This window comes from Streptomyces sp. NWU339 (assembly GCF_003143855.1).
Taxonomy (GTDB): domain Bacteria; phylum Actinomycetota; class Actinomycetes; order Streptomycetales; family Streptomycetaceae; genus Streptomyces.
In genome coordinates this window covers 1-18,075 of sequence record NZ_QFRK01000004.1, presented here as the reverse complement: position 1 = coordinate 18,075, position 18,075 = coordinate 1, and the positions used below count along the sequence as shown (strand labels likewise).

Here is an 18,075-nt window from a genome sequence, read left to right as displayed (position 1 = left end):
GTGCTACTTGAAGTACTTGCCGAGCTCCGAGACGGGCACTGCGGAGCCATTGCGCCTCGCGATGACGGTGGCGATCTCGGCATCGTCGTTGGCGTGCCGCTTCTTGCTGAAGTCCAGGTGGTTCGAGATGTGGGCACAGGCCTGACGAACCGCCTTCACCTGGCTCTCCCAGACCGTCAGCGTCGTCATGAGTTCGTCGCCCATGGTGAAGTTGGACTTCGACAGAGCCGATGCCGCCTGGTGCGTGGAACCGGCGTGATCGGAGTTCATGCCGGCACCGGCGATGTCCACCTTCTTCACGAGGTCACCGTGCAGGACGAAAGCGTCATGCCCCACGGCGCCGAGGTCGTCCTGCTGTACGACCAGGTCGGGATCGCCGCCGACGCCCGGCCCTTGAGCGGGCGCCTGGTTCACCTGCATGTGCGTCGACTGCCGGTCGGCAGCCTGTGCCTTCAACTGTTCCCACTCGTCCCATGTCATAGGTCCTCTCCTCCACTGCCGTCAGCAAGACAGGGGCATACCGGTTCTCTTCCGCGCGGCGCTTCCGGGAGGGGGGAGTCGCGACGAAGCCCTCAGGCAGCGGTCCGGAAACGCCACCACAACGCCCACTGATCACCTGTCGGCCCGCCCTGGAGGGCCGGCAGGCGATTCAGAACGAGAGGAATGCCGGCTCCGACCATCAGAGAGTCTCCTCCGTCACCAATCCCGTCTGTACCAGCGGCCGCCCCCGCCGCCGGGAGACGAACACTCCTCGTCCCGGAGGCATCGGCCGCGGACGTACGCCGCCCAGCAGATCGCCCTCGGCCGGATCGCCGCTGAGGACGACGCCCTGTGCGCCGAGTTCCTTCAGCCGTTGCATGAAGGGCTCGTAACCGGCGCGGCTCGCGCCCGCGGTGGAGCGGGCGATGATGAAGCGGACACCGACATCCCGGGCGAGGGGGAGCAATTCGGTCAGACCGGCCAGGGGGTTGCCGCTCGACGTGGCCACCAGGTCGAAGTCGTCGATGACGATGTAGACCGTCGGCCCCTGCCACCAACTGCGATCACGCAACTGCTGCGGCGTGACATCCGCGGTCGGAGTACGCCGCTGCATCAGTTCGGCGAGCGCGTCCATGTGGTGTTGCATCTGGTTCGACATGGGGACGTACTCGGCCAGATGGGAAGGCGGGGTCACGCCCAGCAGGGAACGCCGATTGTCGATGACGAACAACTTGCAGCTGTTGCCGTCGTAGCGCTCGGTCAGACGCCGGATGAGCAGCTTCAACAGGTTCGACTTGCCGGATTCGCTCTCCCCGAACACCAGGAAGAAGGGGTCCTGCTCGAAATCGACGAACACCGGTTCCAGGGTGTCCTCGTCGAGCGCGAAGGAGACCCCCCGGCGAGGGAACCGGCCGCCCGGGGGGAGACGGTGAGCCGGAAACTCCCTCGGCAGCAGGCGCACCACGGGCGCACCGGGCTGCTGCCAGTGCCGGGCCACCTCGGTTCCGAGCGCCTGCGTCGCCTCCGCCAGGTCCGTGTCGGAGGACAGGCCGTCGATGCGCGGCACCGCGGCCATGAAGTGCTGCTTCTGCGGAGTCTGGCCACGGCCGGGCACCCCCGGCGGCACGTTGGCCGCGACCTTGCGGTCGAACTCGGAGTCCATGGGGTCGCCGAGCCGCAGTTCCAGGCGGTTCATCAGCTGGTCCTTGAGGTTGCCGCGGACCTCCATGGACCGGGACGCCGTGAGGATCAGGTGGATGCCGTAGCCGAGGCCGCGCGCCGCGATGTCCAGTACGGACGGTTCCAGCGCGTCGTAGTCCGTGCGGAAGTTCCCCCAGCCGTCGATGACCAGGAAGACGTCGCCCCAGGGCTGGTCGGTCACGGAGATGTCGCCCCGAGCCCGGCGAGCACGGAACTCGGCGATCGAGGAGAGGCCCGCTGTACGGAAGTACTCCTCGCGGCGCGTCATGACGCCGTACACCTCGGCCGTCGTGCGCCGCACCTTCTCAGGGTCCAGACGCGATGCCACCCCGCCCACATGCGGGAGGCCGGCCACGGCGGACAGGCCGCCGCCACCGAAGTCCAGGCCGTAGAACTGTACTTCGTGCGGTGTGTGCGTGAGCGCGAAGGAAGTGATGATCGAACGCAGCAGCGTCGACTTGCCGGACTGCGGTCCGCCCAGGATCTGCATGTGGCCGGCGGCGCCGCCGAAGTCCACCCACAGGGGGTCGCGGCGTTGTTCGTACGGCTTGTCGACGAGACCGACGGGCACCACCAGCCGGCCCGCGTGCTCGTAGCCGGGCTGGGTCAGGCCGCGCCCCGGCACCCCGGTGAGGCCGGGCAGCAGTGTGTCGAGCGACGGCGGGCTGTCCAGCGGTGGCAGCCACACCTGGTGGGCGGCCGGACCCTGCGCCTCCAGGCGCCGTACGATGACGTCGAGCACGGTGTCGGCGAGCGCCTCGTCGGTCTCGTCCCGTGCCTCCTCGCGCTGCGGGGGGACCGCCAGGTACTGCACCGGAACCTGGGCGGCGGTGAAGAGCACGGGCCGACGGTCGACCGGGAGAGGTCCGCCGTAGGACGCCGTCTGCTGGGCGCTCGTGCGGTACACGCCCGAGACGTACGCGGCCTTGAAGCGCACCATCTCGTCCGTGCCGAACTTCAGGAAGCCGGAGCCGGGGACGTTCGGCAGTTCGTAGGCGTCCGGGACACCGAGTGCCGCACGCGACTCCGCCGCCGAGAAGGTGCGCAGACCGATCCGGTACGACAGATAGGTCTCCAGGCCTCGCAGGCGGCCCTCCTCCAGCCGCTGCGAGGCGAGCAGCAGGTGGACGCCCAGCGATCGGCCGATGCGGCCGATCTGCACGAACATCTCGATGAAGTCCGGCTTCGCCGTCAGCAGTTCGCTGAACTCGTCGATCACCAGGACGAGGGACGGGATCGGCTGCAGCGCGGCACCGGCGGCGCGGGCCTTCTCGTAGGCGTGGATGTTGGCGTAGTTGCCGGCGTCGCGGAGCATTTCCTGGCGGCGATTGAGCTCACCGCGGATCGAGTCGCCCATCCGGTCGACGAGGGTCAGGTCGTCCGCCAGGTTGGTGATGACCGCTGCCACGTGGGGCATCTGTGCCATACCCGCAAAGGTGGCTCCGCCCTTGAAGTCCGCCAGCACGAAGTTGAGGGTCTCGGAGGAGTGGGTGACGGCGAGACCGAGAACCAGAGTGCGCAGCAGCTCGGACTTTCCCGAACCGGTCGCACCGACGCACAGACCGTGCGGGCCCATGCCCTCCTGCGCGGCTTCCTTCAGGTCGAGCATCACGGGTCGGCCGTCCTCGCCGACGCCGATCGGCACCCGCAGCCGCTCGGACTGCGAGCGGGGCCGCCAGGTCCGCCTCGTGTCGACGGAGGCCGCGTCGCCGAGGTTCAGCAGATCCGTGAACTCCAGGTTGGCCAGCAGCGGTTCGTCGTCGTCTCCGCCCGATGCCATCCGCAGCGGCGCGAGCTGCCGTGCCAGGGCCTCGGCAGCCTCGTACGGCAGTCCGTCGGGCGTGCCTTCGTAGACCATGCCGTGAGCCGACTCCAGGCGCAGCTCCTTCGGGTGAACGATGATCGAGAGGTCACCGCGCCCGCTGGTGAGGTTTCCGGGAATGACTTCCAGCACCGTGACGCCCTGCAGACCCTCCGGGCTCGCGAGCAGGGACGTCGGCGGCAGCGAAACCCCGTCGAGTACGACGACCAGGTGCGGCTGGTCGGGCACGGGCTGCCCGTCCGGGTGGAAGCGGGGGCGTCCCTGGAGCCGGTCGGCGAGCAGGTCCTCCAGCTCCACCGGGTCGGTCGTGATCAGACGCTTGCTGCCCGCGCCATCCGCGGCGCCCTTGGACTGCACGTGCGGCAGCCACTTGCTCCACTCCCACTCCTGCGTGCACTCGCGGCCAGTGGCCATGGCGATGACCAGGTCGTCAGGGGAATGCAGCGAGGCGAGGGAAGCCGTGACGGCGCGGGCGGTGGCGCGCACGGTGCCGGGGTCGCCGCTGACCGTCACGTGGTAGAAGGCGCGCAGCGAGACGGCCATGGGCAGGTCGTCGAGGGTGCCGTGCGTGGCCAGGAAGCGCTGCATGGCGCCTGTGGTCAGCGGCTCCAACTGGTCGACCGGCGCGGTCTCCGGCGGAATCAGGGGAGTGGCCAGGGCCTGCGGACCGAGACCCACCCGTACCTGACCGAAGTCCTCGTCACCGGTGCGCCGCTCCCAGACTCGGCTGCCCTCGGCGACCAGCGCCCACAATTGCTCCGGTGAAGGATGCAGGTAGTACTGGGCATCGCGCTGGGCCTGGGCGGTCGTCTGGGCGGACTGCCTGGCTTGCGACAGGTAGCGCAGGTAGTCCCGCCTTATGTCGGCCATCTGCCCCTGGTTGCCCCGGCGGTAGCGGATCAGCATCGCGACGCCCATGGCGATCGTCGCGGCCACCATCACCATTCCCATGATCTTCATGAACGGTTGGGCCTGCGGGTTGAAGAAGAAGACCACGGACCCGCCCATGCCGAGCATGGGCAGGAGTTGCATCAGAGCGCCTTCCTGCTGCCCCCGCGGGAGTTCGGGCGGTGGCTGGAGAACGACCTCTTGCGTGGGCACGTCCTTCGGCAGTGCCCGTGGTGGGCGCTTGACGACGATGTGGCTCACTTCGCACCAATTCCCTTGCCCGGCTGGACCGTTCCGTCCGCCGCCCCGTGTCCGGCGCACGTCGGTCGCGAGGGGCGATCCTACTGACTCGCACTGACCACGGCGGACGATAGGGTGCCCGTGAGACGTGTGAACGATTGCGAATCGGCCGAGGACTGCTCGCACAATGCGACGTCGGAACGAGCGTTCGTGCCTGCTCCGGATCCGACGAAGCCACTGACGGGCGGCGCGGTACGACCGGACACGGTGGCCACCCGCGGGTGAGCGGGTGAGACGCGACGGTACCGCGCTCCGCCCGCATTACCGAAGAGGGGGAACAGCAGGTGAGCATGACGGCCTCCGCGCCGGCCGGCGCGGCCGGCGGACCGGGCAGCACGGCCTCAGCGGGATCAGGCGCGGGGCTGGGCTTCTGCCGGGTCACCATCGTGGCACCGGACAGCCGCATCGACGTGGCACTGCCCGACGACGTGCCGGTCGCAGACCTCTACCCGGAGATCCTCCGGTTCGCCCGGCAGAGCCCCGCCGAGGGCGCCCCGGTCGGCTACCACCTGGTCCGGCGGGACGGCACCGTCCTCGACAGTTCCCGCTCCTTCGCGGCGCAGCGCATCCTCGACGGCGAACTCCTCACCCTTCGCCCCTTCTCCGAGTCGCTCCCGCCGGCCGTCGTCGACGACGTCTCCGAAGCGGTCGCCTCCGCGGTCACCCGGGACCGCTCCCTGTGGCACAGCGACCTCACACGTGCCGCGGGCCTCGTCGGCGGTGGCGTGCTGCCCGCCCTGCTCGCGTTCGTCGCCTGGAACGCCGATCCGCGGCACGACATGCACGGCCTGCCCGGCATCCTCGCGGGCATCGCCGGTGTCCTCCTCGTCGTTCTGGGCTGTGTCCGCGCCCGCGTCTACGACGACCGGGCCGCCGCCGTCGCGCTGGGGCTCGGCGCACTCCCCAACATGGGGGTGGCCGGCTCCGGCCTGCTGTCGCTCTCCGAGGGGCAGGGCATCGGGAAGCTCCAGTTCCTGCTCGCCTGTGCGGCCGTGCTGGTGGCCTCGGTGATCCTCGCCCTGGTCTCTCCGCGGGGTGACGGCCCGTTCGTGGCCTTCGTGGCCGCCTCGGGCCTCGCCCTGGTCACCACCTTCGTGGCGCTCCTGAGGGACTGGACGCCGGCCGAGAGCGCCGCTCTGTGCGCTCCTGTCGCCGTCGGCGCCCTGGCCTTCCTGCCGGGCCTGTCCATGCGTTTCGCGCGTCTGCCCATCGGCTTCGAGACGCCGCACACCGCTTCCTCGCGCGCCTACGGCACCGACCCCGAGCCCCATGAGCCGGTGGACGCCGAACGCATCGGGGCCCAGGTCCGCCGCGGCCACGAACTCCTGGTCGGCCTGGTCGGCGGCTGCTCGCTGCTCGCGGTCGGCTCCGCCCTCGTGCTCAGCTTCTCCGACGGCCTCTGGGCGCTGCTGCTCGTCCTGGCCACCGGAATCGCGCTGCTCATGCGCGCGCAGCTGTTCCGCTACACCGCGCAGGTCGCCACCCTGCTGGCCGCGGGGCTCGGCTCCCTGGTCGCGCTCGGTCTCGGTCTGGCGCTCAACCCGCCGGACGCCCTGGTCCGCGAGGCGCTGACGGGGGACCGGACCGGTCTCGACATCCGTACGATCTGGCTGGTCGCAGCCATCGCGGCGGTATCGGCGCTGGTCACCGCGATCGGTCTGGTGGCCTCCCGCAGCGGGTTCACGCCCTTCTGGGGGCGCTTCCTGGAGATCGCCGAGGGCTTCGTACTGCTGACACTGGTGCCGCTGACGCTCGCCGTCTTCGACGTGTACGCGATGGTGCGGTCGATGACCGGCTGACGCGCGACGTCCGGGAGGGCGCACACACGCGTGCACGCTCCCGGACGCGTACGGCGGTCACTCCGCCTCGGGGCCCGCCGGCTCCAGGTCGAACTCCCCGTCCCGCGCGCCCAGCACGAACGCCCGCCACTCCGCCTCCGTGTAGCGGAGCACGGTGTCCGGGTCGAGAGAGGACCGCATGGCCACCGCGCCCTCGGGCAGATAGGCGATCTCGACCCGCTCCTCGTGCTCCTCGGTGCCCGGCGCGCTGTGCCATTCGACGCCGGAGATGTCGAGGGCGTAGAGCTCGTCCTTCTCCCGCTCCTTGCGTGCCTTGATCTCCTCAGCCGTCTCCGCCATGTCGCAGCGACCCCTTCCCGACGTATGGATGGTCCGATGGCCGGTCCGACGACCGGCACGAGCGCTCACCCTAGTGGCACCCCACGCCCCACCTGGGCGGTTCCGCGGACCGTGGTAAAGGGGCCCGCCACCGGCTGGTACTCTGAGCGACGGACGTATGTGTGCTGTGTGCGCGCCTCGGAGCCCCGCTCCACAGGCCGCGTCCAGCGGATCCCGCCTTCCGAGTCATGGAAGATCCCCCGAGGTGAAGACCGGGGGCGCTCGGTGGCCATTCACAGACCATGAGGAGTAAGCGTGTCGCTCGACGCCGCTACGAAGAACCAGATCATCTCCGAATTCCGCACCAAGGAAGGCGACACCGGCTCCCCCGAGGTCCAGGTCGCCCTCCTTTCGCGTCGGATCTCCGACCTGACGGAGCACCTCAAGACCCACAAGCACGACCACCACTCCCGTCGTGGTCTGCTCATCCTGGTCGGCCAGCGCCGCCGGCTGCTGCAGTACCTCGCCAAGAAGGACATCCAGCGCTTCCGTGCGCTGGTCGACCGCCTCGGCATCCGCCGTGGTGCGGCGGGCGCCCGGTAAGACGCTGTGACGGGAGCGGTTCCCTGGGAAAATGGGGACCGCTCCCTTTGCTGTACGTGCGGAGTGTCACTCCCTCTTTGTAGTGTGGTAGCACAACGCAAGAGCACCGAATCGCCGTGCCGACCGGTACCGCATCAGGTCACCGCCGTCACGGGCGCCACCCCGACGTCCCCCCGGACGTCATGACGTACGAGGAGAAGCGCACCTCGCCGCCGCCGGTCCTCGGTAGTGGCCCCCGGGAGAGTCAACCCGGGAGCTTCGATCGAAGACCGGCCCGCACCAGAAGGCGTGCTTCTCCGCCCGTCCTTCCCGCCACACGGGCGAGGAGGGACAAAAGACGACAAGTAACGGAGAGAACACTGGTGGAGAACGAGACCCACTACGCCGAGGCCGTCATCGACAACGGCTCCTTCGGCACCCGCACCATCCGCTTCGAGACGGGCCGCCTCGCCCGTCAGGCCGCAGGCTCCGCCGTGGCGTACCTGGACGACGACACCATGGTGCTGTCGGCCACCACCGCCTCCAAGAACCCCAAGGACCAGCTCGACTTCTTCCCCCTGACGGTGGACGTCGAGGAGCGGATGTACGCGGCCGGCAAGATCCCCGGCTCCTTCTTCCGCCGGGAAGGCCGGCCCTCCGAGGACGCGATCCTCACCTGCCGCCTCATCGACCGCCCGCTGCGCCCGTCCTTCAAGAAGGGCCTGCGCAACGAGATCCAGGTCGTCGCCACGGTCATGGCGCTCAACCCCGACCACCTGTACGACGTCGTGGCGATCAACGCCGCCTCCGCGTCCACGCAGCTGGCCGGTCTGCCCTTCTCCGGCCCGATCGGCGGCGTCCGCGTCGCGCTGATCCGCGGCCAGTGGGTGGCGTTCCCGACGCACACCGAGCTCGAGGACGCCGTCTTCGACATGGTCGTCGCGGGCCGCGCCCTGGAGGACGGCGACGTCGCGATCATGATGGTCGAGGCCGAGGCCACCGAGCAGACCGTCAAGCTGGTCGAGGGCGGTGCCGAGGCCCCCACCGAGGAGATCGTCGCGGCCGGTCTGGAGGCCGCGAAGCCCTTCATCAAGGTCCTCTGCAAGGCGCAGGCCGACCTCGCCGCGAAGGCCGCCAAGCCGACCGGTGAGTTCCCGATCTTCCTGGACTACCAGGACGACGTCCTGGAAGCGCTGACCGGCGCCGTCCGCCCCGAGCTCGCCCAGGCACTCACCATCGCCGGCAAGCAGGAGCGCGAGGCCGAGCTGGACCGCGTCAAGCAGCTCGCCGCCGAGAAGCTCCTGCCGGAGTTCGAGGGCCGCGAGAAGGAGATCTCCGCCGCGTACCGCTCGCTGACCAAGTCCCTGGTCCGTGAGCGCGTCATCAAGGAGAAGAAGCGCATCGACGGCCGCGGAGTCACCGACATCCGCACCCTGGCCGCCGAGGTCGAGGCCATCCCGCGGGTGCACGGCTCCGCGCTGTTCGAGCGTGGCGAGACCCAGATCCTGGGCGTCACCACCCTCAACATGCTCCGCATGGAGCAGCAGCTGGACACCCTCTCCCCGGTGACCCGCAAGCGCTACATGCACAACTACAACTTCCCGCCCTACTCCGTCGGCGAGACCGGCCGCGTGGGCTCCCCCAAGCGCCGCGAGATCGGCCACGGCGCCCTCGCCGAGCGTGCCATCGTGCCGGTGCTGCCGACGCGCGAGGAGTTCCCGTACGCGATCCGTCAGGTGTCCGAGGCCCTCGGCTCCAACGGCTCGACGTCCATGGGTTCGGTCTGCGCCTCCACCATGTCGCTGCTGAACGCCGGTGTGCCGCTCAAGGCCCCCGTCGCCGGTATCGCCATGGGCCTGATCTCCCAGGAGATCAACGGCGAGACGCACTACGTCGCCCTCACCGACATCCTCGGTGCGGAGGACGCCTTCGGCGACATGGACTTCAAGGTCGCCGGCACCAAGGAGTTCGTGACCGCCCTCCAGCTCGACACCAAGCTGGACGGCATCCCGGCCTCCGTCCTGGCCGCCGCTCTCAAGCAGGCCCGTGACGCCCGCCTCCACATCCTCGACGTGATGATGGAAGCGATCGACACGCCGGACGAGATGTCCCCGAACGCGCCGCGGATCATCACCGTGAAGATCCCGGTCGACAAGATCGGTGAGGTCATCGGCCCCAAGGGCAAGATGATCAACCAGATCCAGGAGGACACCGGCGCTGAGATCACCATCGAGGACGACGGCACCATCTACATCGGTGCCGCCGACGGCCCGGCCGCCGAGGCCGCCCGCACCACGATCAACGGCATCGCCAACCCGACGATGCCCGAGGTCGGCGAGCGCTACCTGGGCACGGTCGTGAAGACGACCACCTTCGGCGCGTTCGTCTCCCTGCTGCCCGGCAAGGACGGTCTGCTGCACATCTCGCAGATCCGCAAGCTGGCCGGTGGCAAGCGCGTGGAGAACGTCGAGGACGTGCTCGGTGTGGGCGCCAAGGTCCAGGTCGAGATCGCCGAGATCGACTCCCGCGGCAAGCTCTCCCTCATCCCCGTGATCGAGGGCGAGGACGACGAGAAGAAGGCCGACGCCGACAAGTGACGTCCCACGGCTCCAAGGCGACGGCCCGCACCTCCCCGGAGGCGCGGGCCGTCGCCCGTACCCAAACCCTCATCCAGGGCGAGAACGGCATCGGCACCGTCCGCAAGACCACCCTCCCCTGGGGCCTGCGCATCGTCACCGAGACCCTGCCCTCGGTCCGCTCGGCGACCTTCGGCATCTGGGCGCACGTCGGCTCCCGCGACGAGACCCCGGCCCTGAACGGCGCCACCCACTACCTGGAGCATCTGCTCTTCAAGGGCACGCACCGCAGGTCCGCCCTGGACATCTCCTCCGCCATCGACGCCGTCGGCGGCGAGATGAACGCCTTCACGGCCAAGGAGTACACGTGCTACTACGCACGTGTACTCGACACCGACCTGCCGCTCGCCATCGACGTGGTCTGCGACATGCTGACCGGCTCGCGCATCCTCGAGGAGGACGTCGACGTCGAGCGCGGCGCGATCCTCGAAGAGATCGCGATGACCGAGGACGACCCCGGCGACTGCGTGCACGACCTGTTCGCGCACACCATGTTCGGCGACAACCCGCTGGGCCGCCCGGTCCTCGGCACCGTCGACACGGTCAACGCCCTCACCGCCGACCGCATCCGCCGCTTCTACAAGAAGCACTACGACCCGACCCACCTCGTGGTCGCCTGCGCCGGCAACATCGACCACGACCAGGTCGTACGCCAGGTCCGCGCCGCCTTCGAGGAGGCCGGCGCCGTCAAGGACCTCGACGCCGAGCCGATCGCCCCGCGCGGCGGACGGCGCACGCTGCGCACCGCCGGCCGGGTCGAACTGATCGACCGCAGCACCGAGCAGGCGCACGTCATCCTCGGCATGCCGGGCCTGTCCCGCACCGACGAGCGCCGGTGGGCCCTCGGCGTGCTCAACACCGCTCTCGGCGGCGGCATGTCCTCCCGCCTGTTCCAGGAGGTCCGGGAGAAGCGCGGCCTGGCCTACAGCGTGTACTCGTACACCTCCGGCTTCGCCGACTGCGGCCTGTTCGGCGTGTACGCCGGGTGCAGGCCGTCCCAGGTGCACGACGTGCTGAAGATCTGCCGCGACGAACTCGACCAGGTCGCCGAACACAGCCTGTCCGACGACGAGATACGGCACGCCATCGGCCAGCTCCAGGGCTCCACCGTCCTCGGTCTGGAGGACACCGGCGCGCTGATGAACCGCATCGGCAAGAGCGAACTGTGCTGGGGCGAGCAGATGTCGGTCGACGACATGCTGGCCCGGATAGCCTCGGTCACGCCGGACGAGGTCCGCGCGGTCGCCCGCGACATCCTGGGACAGCAGCCCTCGCTGTCGGTCATCGGCCCGCTCAAGGACAAACAGGCCTCCCGGCTGCACGACACCGTCGCCTAGCGGGCCCGCCGGGCCCCGACGGCCCCCAACCCTCCACGGTCCCGGTCCTCCCCGACCCCTCCGGTAAGGAAGCAAGGAAGATGAGCAAGCTGCGCGTGGCGGTCCTCGGCGCCAAGGGCCGGATCGGGTCCGAAGCGGTACGGGCCGTCGAGGCCGCCGACGACATGGAGCTGGTGGCCGCACTCAGCCGGGACGACCGGCTGGAGACCCTTGCCGAGACCGGCGCCCAGGTCGCCGTCGAACTGACCACCCCGGCCTCGGTCATGGGCAACCTGGACTTCTGCGTACGTCACGGCATCCACGCGGTCGTCGGCACCACCGGCTGGACCGACGACCGCCTCGCACAGCTGAGGGGCTGGCTCGAGCAGTTCCCGGAGACGGGTGTGCTCATCGCACCGAACTTCTCCATCGGCGCCGTGCTGACCATGAAGTTCGCGCAGATCGCCGCCCCGTACTTCGAGTCCGTCGAGGTCGTAGAACTGCACCACCCCGACAAGGTGGACGCCCCCAGCGGTACCGCCACCCGCACCGCCCAGCTCATCGCCGAGGCCCGCCGCCGGGCCGGCAGCGCCCCCGCCCCGGACGCCACGGCCACCGCCCTGGACGGCGCCCGCGGCGCCGACGTGGACGGGGTGCCGGTGCACGCCGTCCGGCTGCGCGGCCTGCTGGCCCACCAGGAGGTCCTGCTCGGCGGCGAGGGCGAGACCCTCACCGTCCGCCACGACTCCCTGCACCACAGCAGCTTCATGCCGGGCATCCTGCTCGGCGCCCGCCGTGTGGTGACCACTCCCGGCCTGACCTTCGGCCTGGAACACTTCCTCGACCTGAACTGAGCACGAGCCGACCCCATGCGCGCGAAGATCTCCTACGCCGTCACGGCCGCCGTCCTGGTCGTCTACTTCGTCCTGGTCGGCAGCCGCGGCGTGCTGCTCATCCAGGCCGGTACGCCCCTCACCGTCACCTTCGGCGTGGCGGTGCTCATCCTGCCGGTCATCGGCGTGTGGTTCCTGTGGAAGAACACCGAGTTCGTCCGCAACGCCAACCGCCTCGCCGCCGAACTCGATGCCCAGGGCGGACTGCCCGTGGACGAGCTGAAGCGTCTGCCCAGCGGCCGTATCGACCGGGACTCGGCCGACGAGGTCTTCGCCCGGCGCAGGGCCGAGACGGAGGACGCCCCCGACGACTGGCGCAGCTGGTTCCGGCTCGCCGTCGCCTACCACGACGCCCGCGACACCGCGCGCGCCCGCAAGGCGATGCAACGGGCGATCGCCCTGCGCAGGGCCGCCCCCTGACGCCGCGACAAAAAGAGCCGGGGCCCGGTCCGCACATGCGGACCGGGCCCCGGCTCTTGACGACGTGAAGTCCGGTCCCGACGGGCAGGGTCAGTCCCGCCGGTACTCGTCGGCCCAGACCTCCACCGAGTCGGCCGCCCGGTCGAAAGCCGGCTCCCGTCCCAGGAAGTCCGCGTTGTGCGAGGTCAGCAGCGGCAGCAGGGCCTCCGCCGACCGTCCCCGCCGGGCCAGCAGCAGCGCCTGCCCCTGTACTGTCCTCGGCAGCCCCAGCCAGCGCACCGGCTGCTGCACCGTGCGCACCGTGACCACCTGGGCCCACGGCGTCGTACGGGTGCTGAACAGACTCACCTGCCGCAGTCCACGGGCACTCACCCACGTGCCCATGCGCAGCAGCCTCAGCGCCCAGACTATGACGACCAGCGCGAGGGCGAAGACCACACCGGCCGACGACACCGAGGCCGTCGCAGCGATGATCGCCGCCGCGAACAGCACGAACGAGGCGAGCAGCAGCAGTATGGCCGCCGTCCCCACTCGCCAAGGCCCCGGACGGTACGGACGCCGCCAGCGGTCACGGTCGTCGTGCGGCAGTGCGACGTCGTCCGCAGTGTCGAAAGCACGATCGGCCGTCAGGAAGGGCAGGGGCACGGCTGGTCCTCACTTGATCCATGCGTGGGCTGTGCCCGGTGAGGCTACCGATCCGCATGACCCCTCACCACCCTCGGGGGCCCGCTTGGAGCCGGAGCCCCCGCTCCCGGGTGGTTCCCCGCGCCCGATTCGGCGCGGGGTCGTCGTCCGGTTCGGCGCTCGGTAAGGCGTCCGGTCCGGGCTCCGGGTCAGCGTCCGTCGGACGCCTGTGACTGCTCGCTCCCCGTGGCCGACTGGTCGATGGACAGCGCGGGCATCCCGAGGACCAGGGCCCCTACCAGACCGGTGACGATGCAGAGGCCCAGCAGCCAGCGCCCGGCCAGCTCGCCGGCGGAAGCCCGCTCGCGCGGCGGGGGCGTGACATTACTGCGGAACCTGTCGGCAGTGGCAATGAAGGCGAACGGCACGGATTCCCGTCGACCGAACATCAGTGGTGCTTCTCCCGTCGAATCTCGAACGAATCACTCTCACCGACACAAACGAGCGACACACTCAAAAAGTGCCCAGATGGGGAAATTCTTCGTGGCGCGGTCCGTCTCCCCGCCACGGAGGGAGCCCCCGTAGAGTGGGCGCTGACCTGCAGATGCGATGTGACGGGAAGTGCTCTCTTGACCTCCGCCGATGACCTCCAGCCGTCAACACCTGATGGCGTCACCCTGCGGAGTGACGTCACCGTCGAACTGGTGAAGTCCAGTGCCTCGGACTCGGACGTCCTGTTCGCCGCCCGCGTGTCGACCCTCGGCGAGCAGTCCATCGGGGAACTGCAGAAGGACCCGGAGCGCTCCAAGGGCCTGATCAACTACCTGATGCGGGATCGGCACGGCAGCCCGTTCGAGCACAACTCCCTGACGTTCCTCGTCAGCGCGCCGATCTTCGTGTTCCGTGAGTTCATGCGCCACCGGGTCGGCTGGTCCTACAACGAGGAATCCGGGCGCTACCGCGAGCTGCAGCCCGTCTTCTACGTTCCCGACGCGTCGCGCAAGCTGGTCCAGGAGGGGCGCCCGGGCAAGTACGTCTTCGTCGAAGGCACCCCGGGCCAGCACGAAACCGTCCAGAACGTACTGGGCGACTCCTACCGCCAGGCCTACGAGGCCTACCAGAAGCTGCTGGCCGAGGGTGTGGCCCGCGAGGTCGCCCGCGCGGTGCTCCCGGTCGGCCTGTACTCCTCGATGTACGCCACGTGCAATGCCCGCTCGCTGATGCATTTCCTCGGCCTGCGCACCCAGCACGAGATGGCGAAGGTCCCGTCCTTCCCGCAGCGGGAGATCGAGATGGTCGGCGAGAAGATGGAGGCCGAGTGGGCCCGGCTCATGCCGCTCACTCACGCCGCCTTCAACGCCAACGGGCGCGTGGCGCCGTAGCCCGTGCGGCCGGTGCGGTTCGAGTGGTGCTCACAGCTCCTCGTGTCCGCCGGTGGCGGGTCTTGCTCGCAGGGCTGATCGCGCATGGGCGATCAGCCCTGCGAGTTGTCCGTATTGCGGTATTTAGGGTAGTTCATTTAGCCTGATCGAACGGGCCCGGCACTGCCTGAACCCCCGAGCAGGCAGTGCCGGGCTCCACCTTTGTCCTGTCTTGTCGCCTCCCCGAGGGCAGACCCCGACTCAAGCAGCGAGTAGCGTGTAACCCATGGCTCCGACCTCCACTCCGCAGACCCCCTTCGGGCGGGTCCTCACCGCCATGGTCACGCCCTTCACGGCGGACGGCGCACTCGACCTCGACGGCGCCCAGCGACTCGCCACCCACCTGGTGGACGCAGGCAACGACGGCCTGATCATCAACGGCACCACCGGCGAGTCCCCCACCACCAGCGACGCGGAGAAAGCGGACCTCGTACGGGCGGTCCTGGAGGTGGTCGGAGACCGCGCCCACGTGGTGGCCGGGGTCGGCACCAACGACACCCGCCACAGCATCGAACTGGCCCGCACCGCGGAGCGCATCGGCGCACACGGCCTGCTGGTCGTCACCCCGTACTACAACAAGCCCCCGCAGGAGGGCCTCTACCGGCACTTCACGGCCATCGCCGACGCCGCCGAGCTGCCGGTCATGCTCTACGACATCCCCGGCCGCAGCGGTGTCCCGATCAACACCGAGACGCTCGTCCGCCTGGCCGAGCACCCGCGGATCGTCGCCAACAAGGACGCCAAGGGTGACCTCGGCCGCGCCAGCTGGGCCATCGCGCGCTCCCGCCTCGCCTGGTACTCCGGCGACGACATGCTGAACCTGCCGCTGCTCTCCGTGGGCGCGGTCGGCTTCGTCTCGGTCGTCGGCCACCTCGTCACCCCCGAGCTGCGCTCCCTGGTGGAGTCGTACATCTCGGGAGACGTCCAGAAGGCCACCGAGATCCACCAGAAGCTGCTCCCCGTCTACACGGGCATGTTCCGCACCCAGGGCGTGATGACCACCAAGGCGGCGCTCACCCTCCAGGGCCTGCCCGCCGGGCCCCTGCGCGCTCCCATGGCCGAGTGCGCGCCGGAAGAGATCGAGCAGCTCAAGATCGATCTTGCCGCCGGCGGGGTACAGCTCTGACAACGGACTTCGCGCGACCGCTCGCGCAACCTGACTCCACAACTGAATAAGCGGCGGGCCACCGGTGCCCGCGCACCACAACGACAACTGCTTCTGCACGAACGTCATGCGCGCCACGTGCCCCACCGGTACGTGGCGCGTGTGGTGAGGAGAGTCTTTTGAGTCATCCGCATCCTGAACTCGGTCCGCCCCCGCCGCTTCCCGCGAGCGGGCTGCGCGTCACCCCGCTCGGCGGTCTCGGCGAGATCGGCCGCAACATGACGGTCTTCGAGTACGGCGGCCGTCTGCTCATCGTCGACTGCGGAGTGCTGTTCCCCGAGGAGGAGCAGCCCGGAATCGACCTGATCCTGCCGGACTTCACGTCCATCCGGGATCGCCTCGACGACATCGAGGGCATCGTCCTCACCCATGGTCACGAGGACCACATCGGCGGTGTTCCGTTCCTTCTCCGCGAGAAGCCGGACATCCCGCTGATCGGCTCCAAGCTGACCCTCGCCCTCATCGAGGCGAAGCTCCAGGAGCACCGCATCCGCCCCTACACCCTGGAGGTCGCCGAGGGGCACCGCGAGCGCATCGGCCCGTTCGACTGCGAGTTCGTCGCAGTCAACCACTCGATCCCCGACGCGCTCGCCGTGGCCATCCGCACCCCCGCCGGCATGGCGGTCCACACCGGCGACTTCAAGATGGACCAGCTTCCGCTGGACAGCCGCCTCACGGACCTGCACGCCTTCGCCCGGCTCAGCGAGGAAGGCATCGACCTCCTCCTCTCCGACTCGACGAACGCCGAGGTGCCGGGTTTCGTCCCGCCCGAACGCGAAATCTCCAATGTCCTTCGGCAGGTCTTCGCCGGCGCCCGCAAGCGGATCATCGTGGCCAGCTTCGCCAGCCACGTCCACCGCATCCAGCAGATCCTGGACGCGGCGCACGAGTACGGACGCCGGGTGGCCTTCGTCGGCCGCTCCATGGTCCGCAACATGGGCATCGCCCGCGACCTCGGCTACCTGAAGGTCCCGCCGGGCCTGGTCGTCGACGTCAAGACGCTGGACGACCTGCCGGACAGCGAAGTGGTCCTGGTGTGCACGGGCTCGCAGGGCGAACCCATGGCCGCCCTGTCCCGGATGGCCAACCGCGACCACCAGATCCGTATCGTCCAGGGCGACACGGTGATCCTCGCGTCGTCGCTCATCCCCGGCAACGAGAACGCGGTCTACCGGGTCATCAACGGCCTGACCCGCTGGGGCGCCAACGTCGTCCACAAGGGCAACGCCAAGGTGCACGTCTCGGGCCACGCCTCCGCCGGCGAGCTGCTGTACTTCTACAACATCTGTCGCCCGAAGAACCTGATGCCGGTGCACGGCGAATGGCGCCACCTGCGGGCCAACGCCGAACTGGGCGCCCTGACGGGTGTCCCGCACGACCGCATCGTCATCGCGGAGGACGGGGTCGTCGTCGACCTGATCGACGGCAGGGCGAAGATCTCCGGCAAGGTCCAGGCCGGGTACGTCTACGTCGACGGCCTCTCCGTCGGCGATGTCGGCGAGCCCGCGCTGAAGGATCGCAAGATCCTCGGTGACGAGGGCATCATCTCGCTCTTCGTGGTGATCGACTCGTCCACCGGGAAGATCACCGGCGGCCCGTATGTCCAGGCCCGCGGCTCCGGGATCGACGACTCCGCCTTCGGTGCCGTACTGCCGAAGATCACGGAAGTCCTGGAACGGTCGGCTCAGGACGGCGTCGTCGAACCGCACCAGATGCAGCAGCTGATCCGCCGCACGCTGGGCAAATGGGTCTCCGACACGTACCGGCGCCGGCCGATGATCCTTCCCGTGGTCGTGGAGGTCTGACGGCCTGTAGGACAAGACCGTAAGGGTGAACTGGGAGCGGGGCGGCCTCGATTTGCATCGAGCCGCCCCGCTCCAGTACGTTTACGGCTCACCCCGACCGGGAACCCGATCGCTTCAAGCGTCGGAATCAGTCCCTGGAGGGGCGAGGAAATCCGACTCAGAACCTCTGATAAAGTCGGGTCCGCCGGAAAGGGAAACGCGGAAAGCGCGGCCCCGGAAGGCGAAAGCCCGAGGAAATCGGATCGGAAAGATCTGATAGAGTCGGAAACGCAAGACCGAAGGGAAGCGCCCGGAGGAAAGCCCGCAGGGGTGAGTACGAAGGAAGCGTCCGTTCCTTGAGAACTCAACAGCGTGCCAAAAGTCAACGCCAGATATGTTGATACCCCGTCTCCGGCCGTCCGGCCGG

Annotated in this window: 14 protein-coding genes; 9 read left to right on the top strand and 5 right to left on the bottom strand. The window is 69.2% G+C overall.

Annotation, left to right across the window (positions count from 1 at the left end):
- Positions 1-3: 3 nt before the first annotated feature.
- Positions 4-480, bottom strand: a complete 477-nt coding sequence (locus DIZ27_RS06625) for a hypothetical protein (protein WP_109377369.1) — start codon at positions 478-480, stop codon at positions 4-6.
- 199 nt (positions 481-679) lie between these two features.
- Positions 680-4,651 (bottom strand): type VII secretion protein EccCa, encoded by a 3,972-nt coding sequence (gene eccCa / locus DIZ27_RS06620; protein WP_109377368.1) that lies wholly within the window; start codon positions 4,649-4,651, stop codon positions 680-682.
- A 329-nt stretch (positions 4,652-4,980) separates the two neighbouring features.
- Here eccCa and eccD point away from each other — a divergent pair, with 329 nt between their 5' ends.
- Positions 4,981-6,489, top strand: coding sequence for a type VII secretion integral membrane protein EccD (gene eccD, locus DIZ27_RS06615; protein ID WP_109377367.1), 1,509 nt, complete (start codon positions 4,981-4,983; stop codon positions 6,487-6,489).
- A gap of 57 nt (positions 6,490-6,546) precedes the next feature.
- On the opposite strand, the gene DIZ27_RS06610 is transcribed toward eccD, so the two are convergent.
- Entirely contained in the window at positions 6,547-6,828 is a 282-nt protein-coding gene (locus DIZ27_RS06610) for a DUF397 domain-containing protein (RefSeq protein WP_055605087.1), read from the bottom strand.
- Between the two features lie 294 nt (positions 6,829-7,122).
- Here DIZ27_RS06610 and rpsO point away from each other — a divergent pair, with 294 nt between their 5' ends.
- The 5 genes from rpsO (at position 7,123) to DIZ27_RS06585 (ending at position 12,654) form a co-directional block, all read left to right on the top strand.
- The gene (gene rpsO / locus DIZ27_RS06605) at positions 7,123-7,410 is read left to right on the top strand and encodes a 30S ribosomal protein S15 (protein ID WP_109377366.1); all 288 of its coding nucleotides are present in this window, start codon (positions 7,123-7,125) and stop codon (positions 7,408-7,410) included.
- Between the two features lie 362 nt (positions 7,411-7,772).
- Positions 7,773-9,986: a polyribonucleotide nucleotidyltransferase gene (locus tag DIZ27_RS06600; protein WP_109377365.1), complete on the top strand. Its 2,214-nt coding sequence runs from the start codon at positions 7,773-7,775 to the stop codon at positions 9,984-9,986.
- Entirely contained in the window at positions 9,983-11,362 is a 1,380-nt protein-coding gene (locus tag DIZ27_RS06595) for a pitrilysin family protein (RefSeq protein ID WP_109377364.1), read from the top strand. The genes DIZ27_RS06600 and DIZ27_RS06595 overlap by 4 nt, the downstream gene beginning before the upstream one ends.
- Positions 11,363-11,442: 80 nt before the next feature.
- Positions 11,443-12,195 carry a 4-hydroxy-tetrahydrodipicolinate reductase gene (gene dapB / locus DIZ27_RS06590; RefSeq protein ID WP_109377363.1) on the top strand — a complete coding sequence of 251 codons (753 nt, stop codon included), beginning with the start codon at positions 11,443-11,445 and terminating at the stop codon, positions 12,193-12,195.
- A gap of 15 nt (positions 12,196-12,210) precedes the next feature.
- Entirely contained in the window at positions 12,211-12,654 is a 444-nt protein-coding gene (locus DIZ27_RS06585; RefSeq protein ID WP_109377362.1) for a tetratricopeptide repeat protein, read from the top strand.
- A gap of 90 nt (positions 12,655-12,744) precedes the next feature.
- Here DIZ27_RS06585 and DIZ27_RS06580 read toward each other — a convergent pair whose 3' ends face one another.
- On the bottom strand, positions 12,745-13,299 hold the full coding sequence (locus tag DIZ27_RS06580; protein ID WP_109377361.1) for a PH domain-containing protein: 555 nt from the start codon (positions 13,297-13,299) through the stop codon (positions 12,745-12,747).
- Between the two features lie 188 nt (positions 13,300-13,487).
- Positions 13,488-13,727 carry a hypothetical protein gene (locus tag DIZ27_RS06575; protein WP_181383410.1) on the bottom strand — a complete coding sequence of 80 codons (240 nt, stop codon included), beginning with the start codon at positions 13,725-13,727 and terminating at the stop codon, positions 13,488-13,490.
- A gap of 180 nt (positions 13,728-13,907) precedes the next feature.
- Here DIZ27_RS06575 and thyX point away from each other — a divergent pair, with 180 nt between their 5' ends.
- The 3 genes from thyX (at position 13,908) to DIZ27_RS06560 (ending at position 17,669) form a co-directional block, all read left to right on the top strand.
- On the top strand, positions 13,908-14,660 hold the full coding sequence (gene thyX / locus DIZ27_RS06570; protein ID WP_109377359.1) for an FAD-dependent thymidylate synthase: 753 nt from the start codon (positions 13,908-13,910) through the stop codon (positions 14,658-14,660).
- Positions 14,661-14,925: 265 nt separating this feature from the next.
- A complete protein-coding gene (gene dapA / locus DIZ27_RS06565; protein WP_109377358.1) occupies positions 14,926-15,825 on the top strand; it encodes a 4-hydroxy-tetrahydrodipicolinate synthase in 900 nt (299 codons plus the stop codon).
- Positions 15,826-15,983: 158 nt separating this feature from the next.
- Positions 15,984-17,669 carry a ribonuclease J gene (locus DIZ27_RS06560; RefSeq protein WP_109377357.1) on the top strand — a complete coding sequence of 562 codons (1,686 nt, stop codon included), beginning with the start codon at positions 15,984-15,986 and terminating at the stop codon, positions 17,667-17,669.
- The last annotated feature ends 406 nt before the right edge of the window (positions 17,670-18,075 follow it).